Here is a 21,664-nt window from a genome sequence, read left to right on the forward strand (position 1 = left end):
GCGGGCGGTTTCGCGGGTCGGCGGCCGCGAAAGCGTCCGCCGAGCCGAGTCTCGGGCCGCGCCGCGCCGCCGCTCAGTCGATCGGCAGCGCCATGCCCAGGCTGGGCGCCACGTCCTGGAACCCGAGCGACCGGTACAGCCGCTGCCCGGGCGGATCACCGACGAGCGTGATGTAGGCCCCTCGGGGCGCTCGCGCACGGACGTCAGCCACGAGCCACTCGACGACCGCACGTCCGAGTCCGCGGCGCTGGTGCGCGGGATCGGTGGCGATGTCCGCGATGTGGAAGTACCACCCGCCGTCCCCGATGGTGCGACCCATCGCGACCGGCACACCCTCGGGGTCCACGACGTGGCACGCCGACCACGACCCGGCGATCGCCCCGGCACCCTGCTCGGGCTCCTTCGGCGACAGGCCCGAGTCCCGCCGGAGCCGCAGGTAGTCGTCGAGCGGGGGCGGACCCACGACGAGCCCGTACCCGTCGGCGAGGGGCCCGTCGGCGAGCACTCCCCCGGACACGGTCAGCCCTTCGCCGACGGTGCGATCGGCAGGACGCACGCCGGGCTCCCGACGGCGATCTGCGCCACGGGTCCGCCGGGCACGCCGTCCTCGCCCACGGGCAGCACCGCCACGGCGTCCGACATCTGGTTGGCGACGAGCAGGAACCCGGGGACCTGCGCGAAGTGCCGCGGCCACACCCCACCCGAGGATGCGCTGCCGACCACGGCCAGCTCGTCCCCGGTGGTGTCCAGCACGACGATCAGGTCCCGGCCACGGACGGCGACGAGCACCCGCCCGGCGTCGTCGACCTCGATGTGGGACAGGAGCGACTCCCCCACCGGGCCCTGGAAGGTCGCGGCCGAGGCGATGGGCACGAGCGACCCGGAGTCGTCCCGGCGGAGTCGGTACACGCGCCCGTCGAGCTCGCCCGCGACGATCAGGTCGTCGCCGAGCCACACCATGTGCCGCGGCCCGACCCCGGGACCGAGGTGGTGCACGCGGACCAGGTCGATCGCGGGCTCGTCCGTCACGCGGAACTCGTGCAGCGCGTCACCGCCGAGGTCCGCCACCAGCACGGTGCCGTCGGGCGTCCCGATGGACTGGTGTGCGTGCGGCCCCTCCTGCCGGTCCTCGACGGGACCCTCGACGTCGGGCAGCACGCCGGTGACGATCGCGGAGTCCGGCACGACGACGCGGTCGCCCAGCCCGTGCGGCTCGGCGGAGCCGGAACCGACGGAGCTGCCGTCGAGCACTGCGGACGCGTGCGCCTCCGCTGCCGCGAGCCCGATCGCCGTGACCGTCCCGGAGACGTAGTTCGTGACGACGAGCGCGCCGGACGGGTCGACCCGGACGTGGCAGGGGGCGTCGCCGCCGGCGCTCGCGTCCCAGCGGTGCTCGAGTGCGCCGTCGGCGTGGCGGAAGGCCGAGACGCTGCCGTCGGCGGTCTCGGACACGGCGTAGACCCGGTCGCCGTCGAGGGCGAGGAACGACGGATCGTCCATCACGGCCGCGGTGTGGGCGGTGGTGCCGTGCACGATCGAGATGCCGGTCGCCGACCCGCCACCCGTCGCCGTGTAGGACCCCACGAGCACGTGTAGGTCGTCGAGCACAGCCAGCTCGTCGAGCGACCCCGCCCCACTCACTTCGCGCCGCCCGCGATGCGCTCGTGGTGGTGGATGACCTCGGCGACGATGAAGTTCAGGAACTTCTCCGCGAACGCCGGGTCGAGGTGCGACTCCGCCGCGAGCTGCCGGAGCCGGGCGACCTGGACCTGCTCACGGTTCGGGTCGGCGGCGGGCATGCCGGCCGAGGCCTTGAGGTACCCGACGCGCTGCGTGTACTTGAACCGCTCCGCCAGCATGTGGATCACGGCGGCGTCGATGTTGTCGATGCTCTGCCGGATGCTCGTCAGCTCGGCGACGGGATCCGGAGCGGCAGGATCGACGGCGGCAGGCACGGACTCGGGCTCGACGGCGCTCATGTCCCGAGCCTACCGGCGAGGCCCACGGGTCCCCAGCGGTCGGAGCGCCCCAGCGGACGGAGCACCACTCCCGGGCTGCGAGAATGGAGGCCATGTCGGTCCTGCTCGTGATCTCGAGCGTGTGTGCGGTCCTCGCGGGCCTCGTCCACGTGTACATCTTCTTCCTCGAGTCCGTCGCCTGGACCAGCCCCCGCGTGCGCCGCGTCTTCGGCATCGCGAGCGAGACCGAGGCGCAGGCCACCCGCGCCCTCGCGTTCAACCAGGGCTTCTACAACCTGTTCCTCGCGATCGGTGCGATCGTCGGCGTGGCCCTGGTCGCGGTCGGCAACGGCGCCACGGGCTGGCCGCTCGTCGTGTTCTCGACCGTGAGCATGCTCGGCGCCGCCGTGGTCCTCGCGGGGACGGGACGCCGGTACCTCAACTCGGCGTTCGTGCAGGGCTCGCTGCCGCTGATCGCCCTCATCTTCGCGTTCCTCGGCTCGACCTTCCCCGCGTCCTAGCCCGACGCACGCCCGACGCACCCCCGGCTCGCCGAACGCCGGCGTCGTTCCGTCCCATCGCGCGTGCGATCGGAGGACGGAACGCGCATCGGGAGCAGGAAGGAACGGTCTCCTTCGAGCGGATCGGCCTCCCACACGCGGATCGGCACCCCACGCGCGGATCGGCACCCCGAGCACCCATGCCCGGAAGAGCGCCGGGCGCACCCCGAGACGGACGGGAGGCGCGGTGCCGGCTGGCACCGCGCCTCCCGTCCGTCTTGGGGTCGACTCAGCCGACCTTCTTCGCCATCTCGTCCGGCAGCCGCTCGAGTGCCCACTCGATCGCCGCGGTCGTCCCGAGCGAGAACGCAGACGAGACGTTCGCGTCGCTGACGACGATGGAGTGGCCCTCCTGCACGGACGGCACCTTCTGGAACAGCGGGTCGGCCTCGGCCTTGGACGCGTCGACGTAGATCGGCAGGATCAGCGTCAGGTCGGCGTTCAGCAGGTCGAGGTTCTCCTCCGACAGCTTGACCGAGAAGGCGTCCCCGGCCTGCTGGTCGATGGCCTTCGGGATCGTGAACCCGAGGTTCTTGAGGAACTCGGAGCGGCTGTCGCTCGAGGCGTAGGCGCCGAAGCCTTCGGACGTGTACGAGCCGACGACGGCGGTCTTGCCCTGGAACTCCGGGTGCGCCTTCTTCGCGGCGGCGTACGCGTCGTCGAGGCCGCTGAGCAGCTTCTTGCCCTCGGACTCCTTGCCGAGCGCCTTCGCGATCAGGTCGACCTGCTGCTCGGTGGTCGTGAGGTAGTTCGCACCGCCCTTGGGGATCGCCACGGTCGGGGCGATCGCGGAGAGCTTGCTGTAGCGGTCCTTGTCTCCCGAGCTCTTGGTGTCGAGGATCAGGTCCGGCTTGAGCTTGAGGATCTGCTCGTAGCTCGGCTCGAGCGTCTGGATGATCTCGGGCTTCTTCGTGTAGGCGTCCTTGAGCCACGGCCCGACGCCGTCCCCACCGAAGGCGAGCCAGTCGCTGGCGCCGACGGGCTGCACACCGAGCTCGAGCGCCGTCTCGGCGTCACCCCAGCCGAGGGCGACGACGCGCTTCGGCTGCGAGGGGATCTCGGTGGTGCCGAGCGCGGTGGTGATGGACACCGGGAAGGCGCCGGACGAACCGGACGCGTCGCCGGAGGCCGAGCCGGACGGGGAGCCGCCGCTGCAGCCGGCGAGGACGAGGGACGCGGCGACGACGGCGCCGGCAGCCGCGAGCACGCGCCGGACGCGACGCGAGGAGGGGGAGGTACGGATCACGTAGGTAAGGCTACCCTAAGCGCTGACCGGGCGCCGCGCCGTGGATAGGCTCGCGTGCGTGGAGTACTCGGACCCCCACCGCACCCGCCTCGCCGTGCTCGGCTCCCCCATCGCGCACTCGCTCTCGCCCACCCTGCACGCAGCGGCCTACGACGTGCTCGGGGTCGGCTGGACGTACGGGAGGCACGAGGTCGCGTCCGGCGGGCTCGACGCGTTCGTCGCGGGGCTGGGTCCGGAGTGGCGTGGGCTGAGCCTGACCATGCCGTTGAAGCGGGACGTCGTGCCGATGCTCGACCGGACGACCCCGCTCGTCGACGCGCTCGGCGTCGCGAACACCGTCGCGTTCCGGCAGGAGGGCGACCGGGTCGTCCTGGCGGGCGCGAACACCGACGTCGAGGGGATCGTCCGACCCGTCGAGGCCCTCGGGCACGTGCCCGGTCAGGCGAGCATCCTCGGCGGCGGTGCCACCGCAGCGAGCGCCCTCACGGCGGCCGTCCGGCTCGGGGCCGTCGACGTCCGGCTGTTCCTGCGGGACACCGCGAAGGCCGGCGCCCTCGTCGACCTGGCGGTGCGGCTGGGCGTCACACTCGAGGTCCTGCCCGTGTCCGCGCTGCCCGGCACCCGGCACGGGTTCCTCGTGTCGACGCTCCCCGGGGGTGCGGCGGACTCGCTCGAGCTGCTGCCGACGGGGCCGGACGCCGTACTGTTCGACGTGGCCTACGAGCCGTGGCCGACCGTCGCCGCGAGCCGGTGGGCGGCCGCGGGCGGGCGCGTGCTGAACGGGCTCGACATGCTCACCGAGCAGGCGATCGGGCAGATCCGGTTCTTCCTGACCGGGGACCAGGACGCGCTGCTGCCCGACGAGGCTGCCGTGCGCCGGGCGATGCGGCGCTCCGTCGGGCTGCCGGACGCGATCGTGGGCTGAGCCGGGGGGCGGGGGGCGGGGGACGATCAGCCCGCGCACCGATCAGGCGACGACGCCGTCGACGTAGTACCAGCGGCCCTGCTCGCGGACGAACTCGCTCGTCTCCTCGAGCGTCCCGCGACTGTCGTCGGTGCGCCACCACGCGCGGAAGGCGACCGTGCCCCGGGAGTCGAACGGGCCTCCGGCCCGGGTCGAGACGATGTCCAACCGGGTCCAGCGCTGTGCCGGGTCGAGCGTCAGCTCGTCCGGCCGGGTGGTCGGGTGCCAGCTGCGCAGCAGGTACTCCGGCAGGCCGAGGGCGAACGCGCTGAACCGGGAGCGCATGAGCCGCTCGGCGGTCGGGGCCGCGGCGCCGGCGTGCAGGGGGCCGCAGCACTCGCCGTAGGGGTTGCCGCTCAGGCAGGGGCAGCGCTGGTCGTCGGGGAGCACCCCGGCACGGTAGCAGCGGTGCGCTCGCACTGACTGCCCGCGCCCGTCCGCCCGTCCGTCGGTCGATGGAGCAGAAGACGTCGGGTGCCCGGCCCCGACGCGACGGCCTCTGCTCCATCGAAGGCGGTGCACGAGTGAGGCGAGGGCGTTCTGAGGGCGCAGCACGTCCGCGCACGCAGGGCGTGGGGGTAAGAGTGAGGAGTGTTGCGGCTCGGGTGGCAGGTGATGCGGGGGCTCCTCGGCCAGGTCGTCGACCCCGCGCGGGTCCGCCGCGCCCTGTGGATCGCCGGTGCCGTCGCTGCCGTGGTGCTCGGCGCGCTCGTCGCCCTGCACCTGGCGAACGGCTGGGCCGGGACGGGGGCCCTGCGCCCGGGGCTCGTGGTCGCGGCCGTGACGATCAGCGCGTTCCTGCTCACGTACGGCTGCTGCCCCACGGCGCGCGAGGCCGGCCCGGAGCTGCGGATCAACGGACGACAGGTCCGGCCGGACACGGCGTTGGCAGTCCGGTGGGAGGTTCGCCCCTACCTGGACCGTGTCCGGCGCCCGGTGCACCCGGAGCACCGCGACGCGATCCTGAACGACGTGCCCCTGCTGCAGCGCGGCATCGTGCGGCAGCTGACCCGGCTCGCCCCGCTGCTGCTGGCCGTGGCGATCGGCGTGGCCGTGGTGTTCAGCTTCGGGTCGGTGAACGGGTTCCTCCTGGTCTGGCCGTTCGTGTACCTCGGCCTCCTGCCCGAGATGCTGGTCCGGCTCGGACGATCCGAACGTGCACGGCGGGACGCCCTCGCGACACCGCCCGCGGCCCCGGAGCAGCGGCCGCAGTGGCGTCGGGACCCGAGCGGCTCGAAGCTGGGCCTGCCCGGGGAGTGACCGCCGGCCGGGTGTCGGTCCGGGCGGGCACACTGGGCGCATGTGTGGAAGGTTCGTCGTCTCCGACACCACGGCCGATCTGCTGCCCGAGCTCGTCGGTGAGCTCGCCGCGCGCACCGAGCACGTCGACCAGGAGACAGGCGAGGTGCACGCCGGCCTCGCCCCGAGCTGGAACGTCGCCCCGACGGACCCCGTGTACGCCGTCCGGCAGCGGAACGGGCAGCGCGAGCTCCCGCAGATCAGCTGGGGCTTCGTGCCGAGCTGGGCGAAGGACTTCCAGAAGCAGCGCCCGAAGCCGATCAACGCCCGGATCGAGACGGTCGCGACGAGCGGGATGTTCAAGCGGGCGTTCGCGACGAACCGGTGCATCGTCCCCGCGCTCGGGTACTACGAGTGGGTGGTGCGCGAGGACGGCAAGGAGCCGCACTTCGTGCACGAGCCGGGCGGCGCCCTGGCGATGGCCGGGGTGGTGAGCGCCTGGCCGGACCCGACCAAGCCCGAGGACGACCCGGACAAGTGGCGGCTGTCCCTGGCGATCATCACCCGGGACGCCCACGTCGCTCCGGGCGAGGTCCACGACCGCATGCCGGCGTTCCTGACCCCGGACGGCTACGACGACTGGCTCGACGGCAGCCTGGGCACGGACGACCTGCTCGCACTGCTCGACCACGAGTCGCTCGCAGTCGCGCCGGGGCTCGAGCAGTACGAGGTCTCGCGGGCGGTCAACAACGTGCGGAACCAGGGCCCGCAGCTCATCGACCCCGTGCGCCGAGCCGACCGAGCGGACGAACCGGTCCCCCTCTTTGGGGACAAAGAACCCCCCGTCTGAGTCGCAGCTGGGAACCGGTGTCCCCAATATCGTGATCAACGGCCGTGTACCCGACACGACCGCTCTTCCCGAAGGACACCCGTGCCCTCATTGCACCGCGCTCGACCGCGCCGTCGAACCCTCCGGCTGGTCGCCGGATCCGTCGCAACGACACTCGTCGCAGGGAGCGCCGCGCTCCTGTTGCCGCACGCCGCGTTCGCGGCCCCGGCCTTCGACGCGTCGAAGCTCTACGCCGTCCAGAGCTCGTCGTCGAACGTCGTGACGATCGACCGGACGACCGGGGCGGCGACGACCGTCCTGACCGCCCCCACCGGTCCGGCGAACAACGGCAGCTTCAACCAGCTCGGCATCTCCGCCGACGGCGACAAGCTCTACATGACCGACAGTGCGACGGTCCGCGAGTACACCGCGTCGACGAACACCTGGGAGTCGACGCAGCGCTCCACGGGCGCGACCGTCGGAACCACCATGGGTGGCGTCAATCCGAAGACGCAGCTGTTCTTCTTCGGCGGGCAGACCAACGGCAAGTTCCTCTTCGACTCGTACGACCCGGCGACGAACAAGATCTCCACCACCCCGGTCACCGTCTCCGCGGCGGGAGCACCCGGCGGCAGCGGCGACCTGGCGTTCGACCGGCAGGGCAACCTGTACTTCGTGTCCAGCTCGGGCGCGAACAACAACTCGAACACCGCGCAGCTCTACCGCGTCAACGCATCCGACCTCGGCGGTGGCAACACGACGGCGACCGCGGTCGGTCCGCTGATCAGCAACACCCCGATCCTGAACTCGCTGGCCTTCGGTGACGACGGCTACCTGTACATCGCGGGCAACGGGACGAACTCGTTCCTCAAGGTCAACCCGGTGAACGGCAAGACCGTCGACACCAAGACCGTCGGCGTCTCGATCACCGACATGGCGTCGAACGCAGTGCCGTCGACCGGCCAGTCGCAGGGCGGCTTCACCGACGGTCGCGCGAAGCCGAGCGACCAGCTCACGACGACCATCAGCGGCGGTGACATCCCGACCCCGGTGAGCGCGACGACGTCGACCGGCAAGGACACCGTCACGGTGGGCCCGATCATCCTGCTGCCCGGGCAGAGCTACACGGTCGACCAGACCCCGGGGAACACCACGACCGACCCGAACGCGTACGACACGACGTACAAGTGCATCAACCTGGTCGACGGCTCGGTCGTCGCACAGGGCACGGGCACCTCGGCGCCGTTCACCGTCCCCGCGGGCGGCGGCGACGTGCAGTGCGTGTTCTCGAACCCGCTCAAGCCGACCGTGACGAACACCTCGTCGACGGGCAACACCCCCGGCCAGCCGGTGACCGTCGACCCGCTCGCGGGCTCGACGGGCTCCATCGACCCGACCACCGTCACGCTGACCCCGAACACGCCGGACTCGATCGTGTCGAACGGCGGCAAGCAGCTCACCGTCCCCGGTGAGGGCACCTGGACCGTCGACCCGCAGTCCGGCGAGGTCACCTTCACGCCGGAGAGCGGCTCCACGAAGAACCCGACGCCGGTCACGTACACGGTGGACGACACCCGCGGCAACCAGACCTCCGGCCAGATCGCCGTGACGTACAAGGGGAACGCGCAGCCCGACACCGCGAAGACCACGCAGGGCACGGCCGTGACGGTCGACGTCCTGGCGAACGACGAGGGCGGCACCGTCGCCTCGAGCGTCGTCTTCCCGACCTCCGGCCAGCCGAAGGGCGCCACCGTGAGCACCGACGGCAAGCAGCTCACGGTCCCCGGCGAAGGCACGTACACGATCGACCAGAGCACCGGCAAGGTCACGTTCACCCCGGACCCCGCGTTCCGCGGCACCACCTCGCCCGTGTCCTACCAGGTCGCCGACGCCGACGGCGCGACGTCCACGGCGACGATCACGGTGCAGGTCGCCGCGGTCGGCCCGACGGCGAAGAACGAGACCGCCACGACGCAGCAGAACACCCCGACCACGGTCGACGTCGTCCGCGACACCGCCCCGGGCGTGCAGGGCGGTACCCCCGTCGACCCGACGACGGTCACCTTCCCGACCACGGGCCAGCCCGCCGGTGCCACCACGAGCACCGACGGCCGCCAGCTGACCGTCCCCGGTCAGGGCACCTACACCGCTGACCCGACCACCGGGGAGATCACGTTCACCCCGGCGCAGGGCTCCACCGGCACGACCACCCCGGTCACGTACCAGGTCGGTGACACCGGCGGCGCGACCGGCACCGGCACGCTGACCGTCACCGTCACGGCCGTCACCCCGACCGCGAAGGACGACACCGTCACGCTGGCGCAGGGCGACACGGCGACGGTCGACGTCCTGGGCAACGACACCCCGGGCAACGCAGCGACCCCGCTCGACCCCACCACCGTGACGTTCCCCGGCAACGGCACGAAGCAGCTCACCGTCCCGGGCGAGGGCTCGTACGCCATCGACCCGAAGTCCGGCAAGGTCACCTTCACCCCCGAGCCGACCTTCCGCGGTACCGCGACGCCCGTGACCTACCGGGTCGCCGACGTCGACGGCCACACCGCGTCGGCGACGATGACCGCGACGGTCACCCCGGTCGGCCCCGCGGCGCAGGACGACAGCGCGACGACCGAGCAGAACGCCCCGGTCGTCGTCGACGTCACCGCGAACGACCAGCCCGGCGTCGCGAACGGCACCCCGGTCGACCCGACCAGCGTGGTCTTCCCGACCTCCGGCCAGCCGAACGGTGCGATCGTGTCCCCGGACGGCAAGCAGCTCACCGTCCCCGGCGAGGCCACGTACACGATCGACCCGACCACCGGCAAGGTCACGGTCACCCCGGCGCAGGGCTTCACCGGCACCACCACGCCGGTGACGTACCAGGTCGCCGACACCGGGAAGGCGACGGACACCGCGACGATCAGCGTCACCGTCAGCGCCGTCAGCCCGTCCGCGAAGGACGACACCGCGACGACCGACCAGGGCAGCGCGACCACCGTCGACGTCCTGGCGAACGACACCGCCGGCAACGCCCAGACCCCGCTCGACCCCACCACCGTGACGTTCCCCAGCACCAAGACGGGCACGACCAGCACCGACGGCAAGCAGCTGACCGTCCCCGGTGAGGGCACGTACACGATCGACCCGAGCACCGGGAAGGTCACCTTCACGCCCGAGGCCACCTTCCGCGGCACCGCCACCCCGGTGACCTACCAGGTCGCGGACACCGACGGCACGACGGCCAGCGCGACGATCACCGTGACGGCGAACGGCGTCGGCCCGAAGGTCGCGCGGGACACCACCGCGACGACCTCGCAGAACACGCCGACCACGTTCGACGTCGCCGGCACCACGCAGCGTGGGGTCGCCGACGGCACCGCGGTCGACCCGACGAGCGTCGTCTTCCCGAAGGACGGGCAGCCGACCGGCGCGACGATCTCGGACGACGGCAAGCAGCTCACCGTCCCCGGTGCGGGCGTGTACGCCGTCGACCCGAAGACCGGCAAGATCACCTTCACCCCGGCGCCCGGGTTCTCCGGCACGACCACGCCGGTGACCTACCAGGTGAGCGACGCCGGCGGCATGACCGGCACCGGCACGCTGACCACCACGGTCACCGCGGTCTCCCCGACCGCCGAGCCGGACACCGCCACCCTCGCGCAGGGCGACTCCGCGACGATCGACGTGCTCGGCAACGACCACGGCGGCAACGCGGCCACCCCGCTCGACCCGACCAGCGTCGTCTTCCCGGCCGCCGGCCAGCCCGCGGGCGCCGTCGGCACCGAGAGCGCGAAGCAGCTCACCGTCCCGGGCCAGGGCACGTACGTGATCGACCCGGAGTCGGGCACGGTCACCTTCACGCCCGAGCCGACCTTCCGCGGGACCGCGACGCCGGTGACCTACCAGGTCGCCGACACCGACGGCACCACGACGACCGCGACGATCATCGCCACGGTCACCCCGGTCGGCCCGGCGGCGAAGGACGACACCGCGACGACCGAGCAGAACACCCCGGTGTCGATCACGGTCCTGCGCAACGACGGCCCGGGCGTCGCGGGCGGCACGCCGCTCGACCCCGCCAGCGTGGTCTTCCCGGCGACGGGCCAGCCGAACGGCGCCACGGTCAGCACGGACGGCAAGCAGCTCACCGTCGCCGGCCAGGGCACGTACACCGTCGACTCGACCACCGGGAAGGTGACGTTCGCTCCGGCGCAGGGCTTCAGTGGCGCTGCCGAACCGGTGACCTACCGGGTCGCCGACACGGGCGGGGTGACCGCTGCTGCGACGATCACCGTCGCGGTCACCTCGGTCGCGCCCGCCGCGCACGACGACTGGGCGCGCACCGCGATGGACACTCCAGTGACGATGTCGGTCCTGAGCAACGACGACGCCGGGAACGCCGCGACGCCGATCGTCCGGTCCACCGTCCGACTGATCGACGGCTCCGGTGCCTCGGTGTCCCGCATCGCGGTGCCTCGGAACGGTGTCTGGTCGGTGAACGACGCGGACGGGACCGTGACCTTCACGCCGGAACCGGGGTTCTCCGGTCCGACGAAGGGGGACTACCGGATCACGGACACCGACGGCCACACGAGCGATGCAGTCATGACCGTCGTCGTCGGCACCCCGCCGACCGCGAAGGCGGACCACCGTGACGGCAAGCCCGGCACCGCGACCGTCGTGGACGTCCTCGGCAACGACGGCCCCGGCACGGCGCCGATCGACCCCGCGTCGGTCCGCCTGGTCGACCCGAAGACGGGCAAACTCGTCGACACCGTGACGATCGCCGGCGAGGGCGCCTTCACGGTCCAGCCCTCGGGCACGGTCACCTTCACCCCGGTCGACGGCTACGCCGGCACCGCGACGATCCGGTACTCGGTCGCCGGCGAGGACGGCAGCCGCGCCACCGCGACGGTCTCGGTCACGATCCCGGTCGTGCCCGGCATCACGCAGAACCCGGCGAAGGGCGGCGGCGTCATCGTCACCACCCCGAGCGGCGACCGCCTGGCCTTCACGGGCAGCGACGTGCTGTGGCCCGGCCTCGGTGCCTCGTTCGTCCTGATGGCGATCGGCCTGGGCCTGGTCCTGCTGCACCGCCGTCGCACCGCACAGAAGCGCTGACCGGCGGCCACCGGCCACCGGCCACCGGCCACCGGCCACCAAGAAGCAGCCAGCAAGAAGCAACCAGCAACGGCGGAGGGCCGGGACACCAGATGGTGTCCCGGCCCTCCGTCGTTGCAGCAGCAGACCAGGTCAGTCGAGCGTCCGCCGGACGTCCGGCAGCAGCTGGTGCAGTCGCTCGGCCAGTCGGTCCTGGGCTTCGTGCAGGGAGCGGAAGTCCCCGACGTACTGCCCGTAGGTGTCCGAGACGAAGAAGTGCGCGCCCTGCTGGTCGACCACTCCCCCGTAGTACCCGCCGTAGTTCGCCGCCCAGAGCCCCGTGTCGGCTTCGGACCAGACGACGTGCGCCCGGGCCGGCGCATCGGGTGACACGACCCCGGCAGCGATGCCGGTGATGACCTCGATGGTCGCCGTGTCCACGGTCACCTCGGCCTGGTGGCTGCTGGTGACGCTCGTGCTCATGGTGGTGCTCCTCGTGATGGTGGTGCTGGTGGAACCGTGCAGTGTGGTGTTGTGCGGTGCGCTGGTGTCGCGGGGCCCGTCCGACGACGGGCCGGGATGGTCGCCGGGCACTAGTCGATCGGCCGGATGACTGCCGGCAGCATGACGTGCAGCTGGTCGGCGAGCTTGGCCTGGGCGTCCTCGAGCGTCGAGAAGTCGCCGACGACCAGTCCGAACGTGTCGGAGGCCACGTAGCGACCGTCGCGCTTGTCGACGGTGCCGCCGAAGTAGCCGCCGTAGTTGGCGATCCACTCGCCGTCGTCTTCCTGGGTCCAGGTGGTCTTGGCACGGGCGGCACGACCGGCGTGCTCGGCTTCCGCTTCGAGGATCGCGATGACGTCGACGGTCTCGGTGTCGAGCGTGACCTCGGCTCGGCTGTCGGTGTTGACGGTGATGCTCATTGTCGCTCTCCTTCGCGATCCGGGGTACATCTGCTGACACCAGAACGCTACGGGGCCGACCGTCGGCAGCGCCAGCGATGCCCGCCGATTCACGGGTCGCACCAATGCGATCGATCGGGTACCCCCGGAAATCCGGGGATGGGGGACGCAGGAACGGGGTACAGGTCCGAAACGGGGTACTCGTTTCGCGGATGAACGACTTCCTGGGGGACGTCACGGCCGTCGGACGGTCGCCAGCGGCCGGGAGGCGCGGCACAGTACGGTCGGTTCCCGTGATCACCGCGAGCAGGACGACCGCCGTGCGGATCGTGCTGTGGGCGGCGGTCGGACTGCTGGTCGCCCTGATGCTCGTGCCGGGTACCGCGGACGGGCTGCGGTCCGCCCTGGGCCGCGCCCTCGCGGCGCTGCGCGCCGTCGGGCACGGCACCCTCGACGTCGACCCGGGCTTCGCGATGGCGATGGTCGTGACGGTGGTGACCGTCCCGGTGCCGGTGCTGCTCGCGGTGGTGGGGCGTGCCTCCAGGCCGGACGGGGTGCGGCAGCGCGCGGTCGTGAGCTGCCTGATCGTCCTGGTGCTCGCCGCGGCCGCGGCGGTGCACACCGACGGACGGTGGGACCGCTTCCGGGACGTCGCGACCGCCGGACTGGTCGGGGTGCTGCTCGGCAGCCTGCTCGACGCGGCGGTGCACGCGCGGGAGCGGGCGGCGCACGCCTCGGTGCGGAGCAAGCGGGTGGCGTGGACGATCGCGGGGGCCTACGGGCTGCTCGTCGTGCTCGTGGCGACGTGGGGGACGCCGGTCGACGGCGGGATCCACCCGTGGCTGGTGCGGGCCATCGCGGCCGGGCAGCGGCTCGGAGCGCCGTCGTGGCTCGGGTACAGCGCGGTCGAGTTCACGGCGAACGTGGTGTTCTTCGCGCCGTTCGGGTTTCTGGCCGTGCTCCTGCTCGGGGCCCGGCGGTGGTGGGTGGGGATGCTCGGCGGGTTCCTGGTGAGTTGCGCGATCGAGACGACGCAGGCGCTGTTCCTGCCGGCGCGGTTCGCGTCGGTGGACGACGTGCTCGCGAACACCTCGGGGGCCGCGCTCGGGGTGCTGCTGGGGGTCGTGGTGCTGGGGCGGGTTCGGCGGGCCTGAGCAGTCGTTGTTGCAATGGACATGCTGTCCGCGTTCGGCACTGACGGCTGAAGAAGCACAGAGCGCGCCCCTGCCGGAAACATTCGTGACCTACCGTCAGCGCATGGCCCGACCCGAACGCCGCCCCTACCGGCCGCCCTCGATGTTCCCGTGGTGGTTGTGGATCGTCGCGCCGTTGGCGGTGATCGCCGTCGTGGCGATCGCGTTGGTCGTCGCCTGACGAGCACTCGCCTGGCGCGCATTCGCCCCGCAACGAGAAGAACCCCCCCGGCACCGAGGTGCCGGGGGGTTCTGTCAGTCGAGCGAGGCTCAGACGGTCTCGCGCTGGCGCCGGACCGACTTGCGGACGACCAGCAGGCCACCACCGAGGACGATGGCGCCACCGGCAGCCCAGAGGCCGAGCGTGGAGATGGTGCCACCCGTGAAGGCGAGCTGACCGGGCGTGCCGGTGTTGCCGTTGGCGGCGACCGAGGTCGCGCCGGCCGGCGCGATCGTGAAGGTCGCGAAGCCGGTCACGCCGGAGGTCGCGCCCGTCGCGGTCAGGTTGTAGGTGCCCGAGCCGCCGGCCGGGAACGTGACGCGCACGGTCAGCGAGCCGTCGGCGTTCGCCGTGTAGTCCTTGGACGTGGTCGTGGTCGGCAGGGCGCCGAGCGTGACCGCACCGGCACCGGTGACCTGGACGCGGACAGCCTCGTTGTCCTGGAAGGCGCCCGGCGTGAAGGCGACGGTCGCCGTGCCCCCGGCGGTGTAGCTGCCCGAGACCGACACGTCGGAGTCCGGCGTGTACCCAGCAGCGTTGGCCGCGGTCGGGATGGCGATGAAGGCTGCGCCCGCGAGGACGGCAGCGGCGATGAGCTTCTTCATAGAAGTGGTTCCCCTAGTGATCTGATCCTTCAGACCCTGACACCCAGAGCCCGTGCACCGCTCGCAAGCCACGTGGTGCACGCGGTTGCTATGGCGAAGTTCCCTCAATCTAGCGGGAATACCCAGCGTGTTGCCACCAGATCCGTAACTTTCTCCGCACGTCACCTCAGAGACACCGGTTCGCCCGATGGTCAGCATCGTGTAACACGGAGTTCACACGAGGAGAAAACCCCAGTTCATGACCGAGATCAGTGCCACTCGCAGGCCCATATTTGTACCCCTGTGAGCCCGATGAGCACGCGTCGAGGGCGCTCAGCTTGCATCGGTTCCCCTCGATCTGGGGGTAGCTGGATCCGCGTTTCCTGGAGCAACGCGACCGTTCATCACGTTGTTAGGACCTGCGCGGGTCTATGGTTCGCGATCAGCCTTGCGGCACCGGCGCTGCGCAGTCGAAGCGCAGCGGCAGGGCCTCGGTCTGCTCGACGCCGGGGGTGGACAGCACCTCGGTGCCGGCTTTCGCGTTCTTCGCCTGCCCGAGGAAGGCGACGCGGAACGTCGCGCTCTCGCCCGGTGCCAAGACGGTCCGTAGCTGCGCGACCGGGTGACCGTCGTCGGTCGCCGTCTGCACGCCGACCCCCTTGCCGTCCCGCGAGGCGCCGAGGAAGATCGCGTCCTGCGGCGCGTAGACCGCGATGAGCGTCTTGATCTTTCCGGGCTCGGTGCCGAAGTCCCCTCCGCCGGTGACGTACCTGGGAAGGCTCGTGGCCGCGTCGGCCGGCGCCGTGTTCTTGATCGTGACCTCGACCGCGGAGGTCGGCAAGCCGTCCTTCCGGCAGACCGACGACCCGACCGAGACCGTCTTCTGCAGGTAGTAGTCCATCTTCGAGCCGGTGCCGTCGTTCAGGTAGACGCCGAACTGCCGGGTCTCCTCGTCCGCCGTCGGCAGCGCGCCGGAGACGGCCGTACCGTCGATGAGCTGTTCCTCGGACGCGTCGGCGCTCCAGAGCCGGAGCCGTCCCTCTCCCGCCGACTGCGTCAGCGCGGCGACGAACTGCTTCGCGTTGAACCCGCCGCTCGAGACCTTCTCGAACACCGCACTGGCCGCCGAGGCGAAGAACGCGTCCTGCACCCTCGGGTCGGAATACTTCGCGTACGCCTCGCTCAGCAGCAGCTTGACGGCATTGTCGGACGTGAGCGTGTCACCGGTCGCGAGCTGCACGGGCCCGGTCGCCTTGAGGAGGTAGCCGAGGGTCACGGGGTCGATGGCGATGACGCCGTGCACCTGCTGGCCGGTCTCCCGCTGCCACATCGCCTGGGCGAGCTTGCCGGAGACGTCGAAACGGGGGGTGAGCGTCACGTCCTGCATGTACTGCCCGGTGATGTCGCCGTAGAGCGCCTTCGTGCCGTCGTCGAGTGGGAGCACCGACTGCGGGTACGGGCCGAACGAGGAGCCCGACCGCTGGTCACCGAAGGCGACGGAGCCGTCGTTCACGTTGAGCAGCGCCACGGCGCCGGGGATCCCGCCGCCCGCCCGGAGCTCGGCGTTGTTCTGGAAGAGCAGCAGGTACTGCCGGTCGCCGTCGGCGCCGAGCATCGCCGGGGCGAGCTGCACGACCCGGCTCGCGGTGTCGACCTGTCCGTGCACGGACGTCAGGGCGTTGCGAAGCTGGTTCACCGCGGACGTCACCGGAGAAAGCGTGTTTGCCGTGTCGATCGCATCGGCGTCCGTGACCGCCTTGTCGATCGTCGCGGTCGCCCTTGCGACCGGTGCCTGCGCTTGCACGAGGGGCTGCAGGTCGACCTTGCCGTTCTTCGGCGCGAACGAGTCGGTGCCGAGCTTGCCGACGACGCCGGCGACCGGGCTGACCGCACCCTGCGACACGTCGTCGACGACGCCGGCGATCTGGCGGACGGCACGCAGGTTGGTGCCGAAGAAGGGGACGTGCTCCGAAGCGCGCCACATCGGGTCGCCGGTCAACGAGCGGGCCGCGTCGGCCTCGTCCTCCAGGTGCGCGGCCGTCTTCTCCGCGCTCGCGGTGTCGCCACTCGTCAGCTGTGTCCGGAGCGTCTGGACGTCGGCGACTGCGTTCTCCAGGTGTCCCTTCGCGAGCACACCGCGCACCCCCACCCAGGCGACGGCGAGGATGACGAGCAGGACGATGGCCAGGACGATCCACAGCACGATCCGGGCCCTGTTCCCCCGGCGTACAGCAGTGCGTCGCGACTCGGGCAGGTCGGACATGAGGGCAATCCTACGGTCCCTCATGTCCGCCTCCCGTCACTGACGGATCGAGTCGGCGTTCTCGTGGAACCAGTCGATCGTGCTGCGCAGGCCGTCCTCGAGCCCGATCTGTGCGGTCCATCCTGCCTCGGCGAGCTTCGACACGTCGAGCAGCTTCTGCGGCGTGCCATCGGGCTTCGACGTGTCCCACACGGTCTCGCCCTCGAACCCGACGACCTTCGCGATGGTCTCGGCGATCTCGCGGATGGTCACGTCCGACCCGGTGCCGACGTTGACCTGGTCGGGCCCGTCGTAGTGCTCGATCAGGTGGAACACCGCGGCGGCCATGTCGTCGACGTGCAGGAACTCGCGGCGCGGTGTCCCGGTGCCCCAGTTCTCCACGCGGGTCACGCCGTCCCGGACCGCCTCGTCGTAGCGACGGATCAGTGCGGGCAGGACGTGGGACCCCGTCGGCGAGAAGTTGTCGCCGGGCCCGTACAGGTTCGTCGGCATCGCCGAGATCCACGGCAGCCCGTGCTGACGGCGCACGGCCTGCACCTGCAGGATCCCCGCGATCTTCGCGATCGCGTACGCGTCGTTCGTCGGCTCCAGGTGCCCGGTCAGCAGGGCGTCCTCGTGGATCGGCTGCTCTGCGAGCTTCGGGTAGATGCACGACGAGCCGAGGAACACCAGGCGCTCGACACCGTGCTCGACCGCAGCGTCCATGACGTTCACCTGGATCTGCAGGTTCTCGCTGAGGAAGTCGTGCGGGTAGGTGTTGTTCGCGAGGATCCCGCCGACCTTCGCGGCCGCGAGCACGACGTGCTTCGGGCGCTCGTGTGCGAAGAAGTCGAACACCGCGGTGCGGTCCTTGAGGTCCAGCTCGGCGGACGTCCGGCTCACGAGGTCGGTGAAGCCCTCAGCCTCGAACTTCCGCTGCACCGCGGAGCCCACGAGCCCGCGATGGCCGGCGATGTAGACGCGGTCGGACCGATCGAGCGGTCCGGGGGTGAACGAGGTCTCGGCCATCAGGACTCCCAGCTCGCGAGCTTCACGGTGTCGATCCACGGACGGCCCTCGTGGCCGAGCGCCTCGATGTCGGCGTCGACCATGATGCGAGCCAGCTCAGCCGTGTCGACCGTGGCCTCCCAGCCAAGCTTCTCCTTGGCCTTCGATGCGTCGCCGACCAAGGCGTCCACCTCGCTCGGGCGCAGGTACCGCTCGTCGAACCGGACGTGGTCCTCCCAGTTCAGCCCGGCGTGCGAGAACGCCGTCGACAGGAAGTCCTTGACCGTGAAGTTGCCCCCGGTGGCGAGGACGAAGTCGTCCGGTTCGTCGACCTGCAGCATCCGCCACATGCCTTCGACGTACTCCGCCGCGTAGCCCCAGTCGCGCACCGAGTCGAGGTTGCCGAGGTACACGTGATCCTCGAGTCCGGCCTTGATCCGAGCCACGGCGCGGGTGATCTTGCGGGTGACGAACGTCTCGCCGCGGCGCGGGGACTCGTGGTTGAAGAGGATGCCGTTGACGGCGAACATGCCGTACGCCTCGCGGTAGTTCCGGGTCACCCAGTAGCTGTAGACCTTCGCGGCTCCGTACGGGGAACGCGGCCAGAACGGCGTCTCCTCGTTCTGCGGCGGCGGGGTCGCGCCGAACATCTCGGACGACGACGCCTGGTAGAAGCGCGTGTGGATGCCCGACATCCGGACGGCTTCGAGCATGCGCATCGAGCCGACACCCGTGACGTCACCGGTGTGCTCCGGCTCGTCGAACGAGACGCGCACGTGGGACTGCGCGGCGAGGTTGTACACCTCGTCCGGCTTCAGCTCACCGAGCAGGCTGACGAGCCGCGCACCGTCACCAAGGTCGCCGTAGTGCAGGAAGAGCTTCGCATCCGGGTTGTGCGGGTCGACGTACAGGTGGTCGATCCGCGAGGTGTTGAAGGTCGAGGCGCGGCGGATGACGCCGTGCACCTCGTAACCCTTCCGCAGGAGCAGCTCGGCCAGGTACGACCCGTCCTGCCCGGTGATGCCCGTGATGAGTGCGCGCTTCGTCAATCGTGTCCCGATCCCGTGGAGGTAGCAGTCCGACGTCCCCGCGTCAGCGCCTGCAGAAGTTGAGCATAAGTGTTGAAAGAGGCCTGGCTGGACAAGCGCTCCCGACGGAAGCGCTGCCCGGCGAGCCCCATCTCTGCCGCCCGTTCCGGGTCGGCCGAGAGCGCCTCAGCAGACTCGAGCAGCGCCCCCGGCTCGCCCGCCGCAACGGAAATGCCCCCGCCGGACAGGACCACCTCGCTTTCGGTGACGCTCCCCGGATCCGTCGCTGCCACAACGGGAAGGCCGGTACTGAAGTAGGACGTGAGCTTGCTCGGAACCGCCATCCCAGCGACGCCGGGCTTCTCGTTGACGAGCAGTGCGTCTGCTGCCACGAGGGCGCGGCGGAACTCCCCATCAGGGAGCGAGCCGAGCATCTGCAGCGCAGGGACCTGTTCGGCAGCGCGCTCGAGTTCCCGCCGCTGATTCCCATCGCCGAGGAGCACGAAGCGGACACGACTGCCCCGTTCGCCAGCGAGCCTTGCCGCCTCGACGACGTTCTCGAGCCCCTGCTTGACCCCCATGTTGCCGGCGTGGAGCACGACGAAGTCGTCCTCCTTCCAGCCGAGTTCCGTTCGTGCTGCGGCACGGTCGACGGGATCGACGTCCTCGAGGTGCGACCAGTTGCGCACGACCGTCACGGCCTGCGGAGCGACGCCGAGCTCCTGGACGACCGTGTCACGGAATCGCTCGTGGATCACGACGACCGCGTCCGCGCGCCTGAGCAGCCACCCCTCCATCGCTGCGACCGCCCGCGCAAGGCGACCCGGCCGTTCACCGAGCTCACGCAGTCCGAGGGAGTACAGGTCCTGGACCCAGACGACGACAGGAGTCCGGCGGCCGAGCCGAGCCCGCAGGAAGGCGATCGCACTCGACAAGAGCGCGGGTGACACGAGCACGATGGCATCCGGGCGGCCCAGCCGCGCCAGCGTCGATGCGAGACCGAACGAGATCTCCGAGATCGCGCGCGACAGCCCGCCCGGCTTCGAGGGAAGGCGGTGACGGAATCGCTCGACGACGACGCCAGCGCGCGACTCACGAGACCGCCGGGGCGGCTCTCCGTCGAACCGCCATTGCGGATAGTGGGGGTGCGCGGTCAGGACACGCACGCGGAACCCGCGGCGAGCGAGCTCCTCGGCGAGACCTGCCGAGTACGGCGCGATCCCAGTGGTCTCCGGGGTGTAGTTCATGCCGATCAGCAGAACCGACATGGGCTTCGTCACCGGCTGAACATAACAGTCGCTATGGCTTGGTGAGCACCTCCGGGAGCGAAAGGCCGATTCGAGCAATGACGCCCGAACGGGGCACGCCTGCCCTAACCTGAGCGATAACCAAGGATCAGGAGGCGAGCGCCGTGGCTCGGATCGTCATCATGCAACCGTACGTGCCGACGTACCGCGCGCCGTTCTTCGAGGCCCTCGCGGCCCGTCTGGCGGAACAAGGTCACGAGCTGGTGATCGCCGCAGGAGAGCCGACCGGCGCGCAAGCGAAGCGACGAGACGTGGCCCGCATCGAGGGTGTCAGTCAGCGCCGACTGCGAGCAAGGACCATGAGCCTCGGTCGCGCTCGGCTCCGACTCGTCAACGGTCGATCAGTCTGGAAGGACGCAGACGTCGTCGTCGCCGAACTCGCCGCGGGCGCCACCGCGACCTACGGCGCACTCCTACAGTGTCGGCGACCAGTCGGCGTCTGGGGTCATGTCGAGGCGTTCACCGCGCCGGACAATCGGCTGACGCGTTCGCTCCGTCGATGGCAGACACGAGCAGCGACCCACGTCCTCGCCTACACCGACACCGGGGCTGCTGTGGCAAAGGACTGGGGCGTGGACGCTGCACGCGTCACGTCACTGCACAACACGATCGACGTGACCGCCCTCTCGCAGGCGATCGAGCGGGTGAAGGCAGTCGATCGGTCAACGGTGCGATCGCGTCTCGGACTCGGCAGCGGTCCTGTCTTCGCCATGATCGGCGGTATCGACGCGAGCAAGCGCATCGACCTCGTCGTCGGAGCGCTCGATGCCCTGTGGGCGTCACGCCCCGACATCCAGCTCCTCGTCGGCGGAAGAGGCGAACTCGAGCCCGCCTTCGATGCGGCCGTCGCACGCGGCCAGGTCCGGTTGGTCGGGTACGTCGGCAACGATGCCAAGGCAGAGTTCGCACGCGTGGCCACCGCGCTGCTCAACCCGGGGCGAGTGGGGCTGATCGCGGTCGAGAGCATGGCGATGAAGCTGCCGATCGTGACGACTTCCGGCGCTCGGCACGGCCCTGAGTACGAGTACCTCACACCGGGCACGGACAGCATCGAATGTGGACCGAACGCATCGGAACTCGCGGCGACGCTCATCGCGCTCGCCGACGACTCCGAGCGAGTTGGGCAGCTGTCGACCGCGATCGGCGAGCGGCTCAACGCGTTCGCACTCAGTCACATGGTCGACCGGTACGCCAGCGCCCTCGAGTCGCTCGTCGACGACGCGAAGACGAGATCGGGTCACTCTAAGATGTAGCCACACGAGGTCGCTCCTCGCAGGCAGAGGG

General features: G+C 70.8%; 19 protein-coding genes. 7 read left to right on the forward strand and 12 right to left on the reverse strand.

All coding sequences use genetic code 11. From position 1 onward, the window contains the following. Positions 1-73: 73 nt before the first annotated feature. Genes DEU32_RS09105 through DEU32_RS09115 form a run of 3 tightly spaced genes read right to left on the reverse strand, consistent with a single transcriptional unit; the run spans position 74 to position 1,979 of the window. Complete coding sequence (locus DEU32_RS09105) at positions 74-556, reverse strand: GNAT family N-acetyltransferase (RefSeq protein ID WP_309473786.1); 483 nt, start codon at positions 554-556, stop codon at positions 74-76. Then, entirely contained in the window at positions 520-1,608 is a 1,089-nt protein-coding gene (locus DEU32_RS09110; protein WP_167510000.1) for a beta-propeller fold lactonase family protein, read from the reverse strand. Before DEU32_RS09110 ends, DEU32_RS09105 begins: the two co-directional genes overlap by 37 nt. A gap of 29 nt (positions 1,609-1,637) precedes the next feature. Then, entirely contained in the window at positions 1,638-1,979 is a 342-nt protein-coding gene (locus DEU32_RS09115; RefSeq protein WP_114850236.1) for a chorismate mutase, read from the reverse strand. Between the two features lie 92 nt (positions 1,980-2,071). Between DEU32_RS09115 and DEU32_RS09120 the strand changes: the two genes are divergently transcribed. Further along, positions 2,072-2,479: a DUF1304 domain-containing protein gene (locus DEU32_RS09120; protein ID WP_174778929.1), complete on the forward strand. Its 408-nt coding sequence runs from the start codon at positions 2,072-2,074 to the stop codon at positions 2,477-2,479. Between the two features lie 268 nt (positions 2,480-2,747). Here DEU32_RS09120 and DEU32_RS09125 read toward each other — a convergent pair whose 3' ends face one another. After that, positions 2,748-3,764, reverse strand: a complete 1,017-nt coding sequence (locus DEU32_RS09125) for an iron-siderophore ABC transporter substrate-binding protein (protein ID WP_258554827.1) — start codon at positions 3,762-3,764, stop codon at positions 2,748-2,750. A 58-nt stretch (positions 3,765-3,822) separates the two neighbouring features. Here DEU32_RS09125 and DEU32_RS09130 point away from each other — a divergent pair, with 58 nt between their 5' ends. Further along, positions 3,823-4,689, forward strand: coding sequence for a shikimate dehydrogenase (locus DEU32_RS09130; protein WP_181819244.1), 867 nt, complete (start codon positions 3,823-3,825; stop codon positions 4,687-4,689). Between the two features lie 42 nt (positions 4,690-4,731). On the opposite strand, the gene DEU32_RS09135 is transcribed toward DEU32_RS09130, so the two are convergent. Continuing rightward, positions 4,732-5,118 carry a YchJ family protein gene (locus DEU32_RS09135; RefSeq protein ID WP_114850426.1) on the reverse strand — a complete coding sequence of 129 codons (387 nt, stop codon included), beginning with the start codon at positions 5,116-5,118 and terminating at the stop codon, positions 4,732-4,734. Positions 5,119-5,319: 201 nt separating this feature from the next. Between DEU32_RS09135 and DEU32_RS09140 the strand changes: the two genes are divergently transcribed. From DEU32_RS09140 to DEU32_RS09150, 3 genes are all read left to right on the forward strand, one after another. Beyond that, positions 5,320-5,988 (forward strand): hypothetical protein, encoded by a 669-nt coding sequence (locus tag DEU32_RS09140; protein WP_114850239.1) that lies wholly within the window; start codon positions 5,320-5,322, stop codon positions 5,986-5,988. 40 nt (positions 5,989-6,028) lie between these two features. Next, positions 6,029-6,817 carry an SOS response-associated peptidase gene (locus DEU32_RS09145; protein WP_258554828.1) on the forward strand — a complete coding sequence of 263 codons (789 nt, stop codon included), beginning with the start codon at positions 6,029-6,031 and terminating at the stop codon, positions 6,815-6,817. A 180-nt stretch (positions 6,818-6,997) separates the two neighbouring features. Further along, on the forward strand, positions 6,998-11,917 hold the full coding sequence (locus tag DEU32_RS09150; RefSeq protein ID WP_114850240.1) for an Ig-like domain-containing protein: 4,920 nt from the start codon (positions 6,998-7,000) through the stop codon (positions 11,915-11,917). Between the two features lie 132 nt (positions 11,918-12,049). Here the strand turns inward: DEU32_RS09150 and DEU32_RS09155 are convergent, their stop codons facing one another. Both DEU32_RS09155 and DEU32_RS09160 read right to left on the reverse strand, forming a co-directional pair. After that, complete coding sequence (locus tag DEU32_RS09155; protein ID WP_147281434.1) at positions 12,050-12,379, reverse strand: hypothetical protein; 330 nt, start codon at positions 12,377-12,379, stop codon at positions 12,050-12,052. A 110-nt stretch (positions 12,380-12,489) separates the two neighbouring features. Beyond that, positions 12,490-12,819, reverse strand: coding sequence for a hypothetical protein (locus DEU32_RS09160; RefSeq protein WP_114850242.1), 330 nt, complete (start codon positions 12,817-12,819; stop codon positions 12,490-12,492). A gap of 272 nt (positions 12,820-13,091) precedes the next feature. On the opposite strand from DEU32_RS09160, the gene DEU32_RS09165 reads away from it, so the two are divergent. Beyond that, on the forward strand, positions 13,092-13,952 hold the full coding sequence (locus tag DEU32_RS09165) for a VanZ family protein (RefSeq protein ID WP_181819245.1): 861 nt from the start codon (positions 13,092-13,094) through the stop codon (positions 13,950-13,952). A gap of 309 nt (positions 13,953-14,261) precedes the next feature. Here DEU32_RS09165 and DEU32_RS09170 read toward each other — a convergent pair whose 3' ends face one another. The 5 genes from DEU32_RS09170 to DEU32_RS09190 form a co-directional block, all read right to left on the reverse strand. Continuing rightward, positions 14,262-14,816 carry a sortase gene (locus tag DEU32_RS09170; RefSeq protein WP_114850244.1) on the reverse strand — a complete coding sequence of 185 codons (555 nt, stop codon included), beginning with the start codon at positions 14,814-14,816 and terminating at the stop codon, positions 14,262-14,264. A 421-nt stretch (positions 14,817-15,237) separates the two neighbouring features. After that, entirely contained in the window at positions 15,238-17,058 is a 1,821-nt protein-coding gene (locus tag DEU32_RS09175) for a DUF4012 domain-containing protein (protein WP_181819246.1), read from the reverse strand. 36 nt (positions 17,059-17,094) lie between these two features. Then, positions 17,095-18,066: a GDP-L-fucose synthase gene (locus DEU32_RS09180; RefSeq protein ID WP_114850246.1), complete on the reverse strand. Its 972-nt coding sequence runs from the start codon at positions 18,064-18,066 to the stop codon at positions 17,095-17,097. Next, the gene (gene gmd / locus DEU32_RS09185; RefSeq protein ID WP_114850247.1) at positions 18,066-19,094 is read right to left on the reverse strand and encodes a GDP-mannose 4,6-dehydratase; all 1,029 of its coding nucleotides are present in this window, start codon (positions 19,092-19,094) and stop codon (positions 18,066-18,068) included. Before gmd ends, DEU32_RS09180 begins: the two co-directional genes overlap by 1 nt. Further along, the gene (locus DEU32_RS09190) at positions 19,091-20,353 is read right to left on the reverse strand and encodes a glycosyltransferase family 4 protein (RefSeq protein WP_147281435.1); all 1,263 of its coding nucleotides are present in this window, start codon (positions 20,351-20,353) and stop codon (positions 19,091-19,093) included. The genes gmd and DEU32_RS09190 overlap by 4 nt, the downstream gene beginning before the upstream one ends. 131 nt (positions 20,354-20,484) lie before the next feature. Between DEU32_RS09190 and DEU32_RS09195 the strand changes: the two genes are divergently transcribed. Continuing rightward, complete coding sequence (locus DEU32_RS09195; RefSeq protein WP_114850249.1) at positions 20,485-21,633, forward strand: glycosyltransferase family 4 protein; 1,149 nt, start codon at positions 20,485-20,487, stop codon at positions 21,631-21,633. Positions 21,634-21,664: the final 31 nt, after the last annotated feature.

It is taken from the genome of Curtobacterium sp. AG1037 (assembly GCF_003349855.1).
GTDB classification, from domain to species: Bacteria; Actinomycetota; Actinomycetes; order Actinomycetales; family Microbacteriaceae; genus Curtobacterium; species Curtobacterium citreum.

Bases quoted from the DNA above. Each gene is read 5' to 3' on its own strand.
- DEU32_RS09175 (WP_181819246.1), bottom strand. From the start codon at position 17,058: ATGTCCGACCTGCCCGAGTCGCGACGCACTGCTGTACGCCGGGGGAAC.
- DEU32_RS09155 (WP_147281434.1), bottom strand. From the start codon at position 12,379: ATGAGCACGAGCGTCACCAGCAGCCACCAGGCCGAGGTGACCGTGGAC.
- DEU32_RS09115 (WP_114850236.1), bottom strand. From the start codon at position 1,979: ATGAGCGCCGTCGAGCCCGAGTCCGTGCCTGCCGCCGTCGATCCTGCC.
- DEU32_RS09160 (WP_114850242.1), bottom strand. From the start codon at position 12,819: ATGAGCATCACCGTCAACACCGACAGCCGAGCCGAGGTCACGCTCGAC.
- DEU32_RS09170 (WP_114850244.1), bottom strand. From the start codon at position 14,816: ATGAAGAAGCTCATCGCCGCTGCCGTCCTCGCGGGCGCAGCCTTCATC.
- DEU32_RS09145 (WP_258554828.1), top strand. From the start codon at position 6,029: ATGTGTGGAAGGTTCGTCGTCTCCGACACCACGGCCGATCTGCTGCCC.
- DEU32_RS09180 (WP_114850246.1), bottom strand. From the start codon at position 18,066: ATGGCCGAGACCTCGTTCACCCCCGGACCGCTCGATCGGTCCGACCGC.
- DEU32_RS09120 (WP_174778929.1), top strand. From the start codon at position 2,072: ATGTCGGTCCTGCTCGTGATCTCGAGCGTGTGTGCGGTCCTCGCGGGC.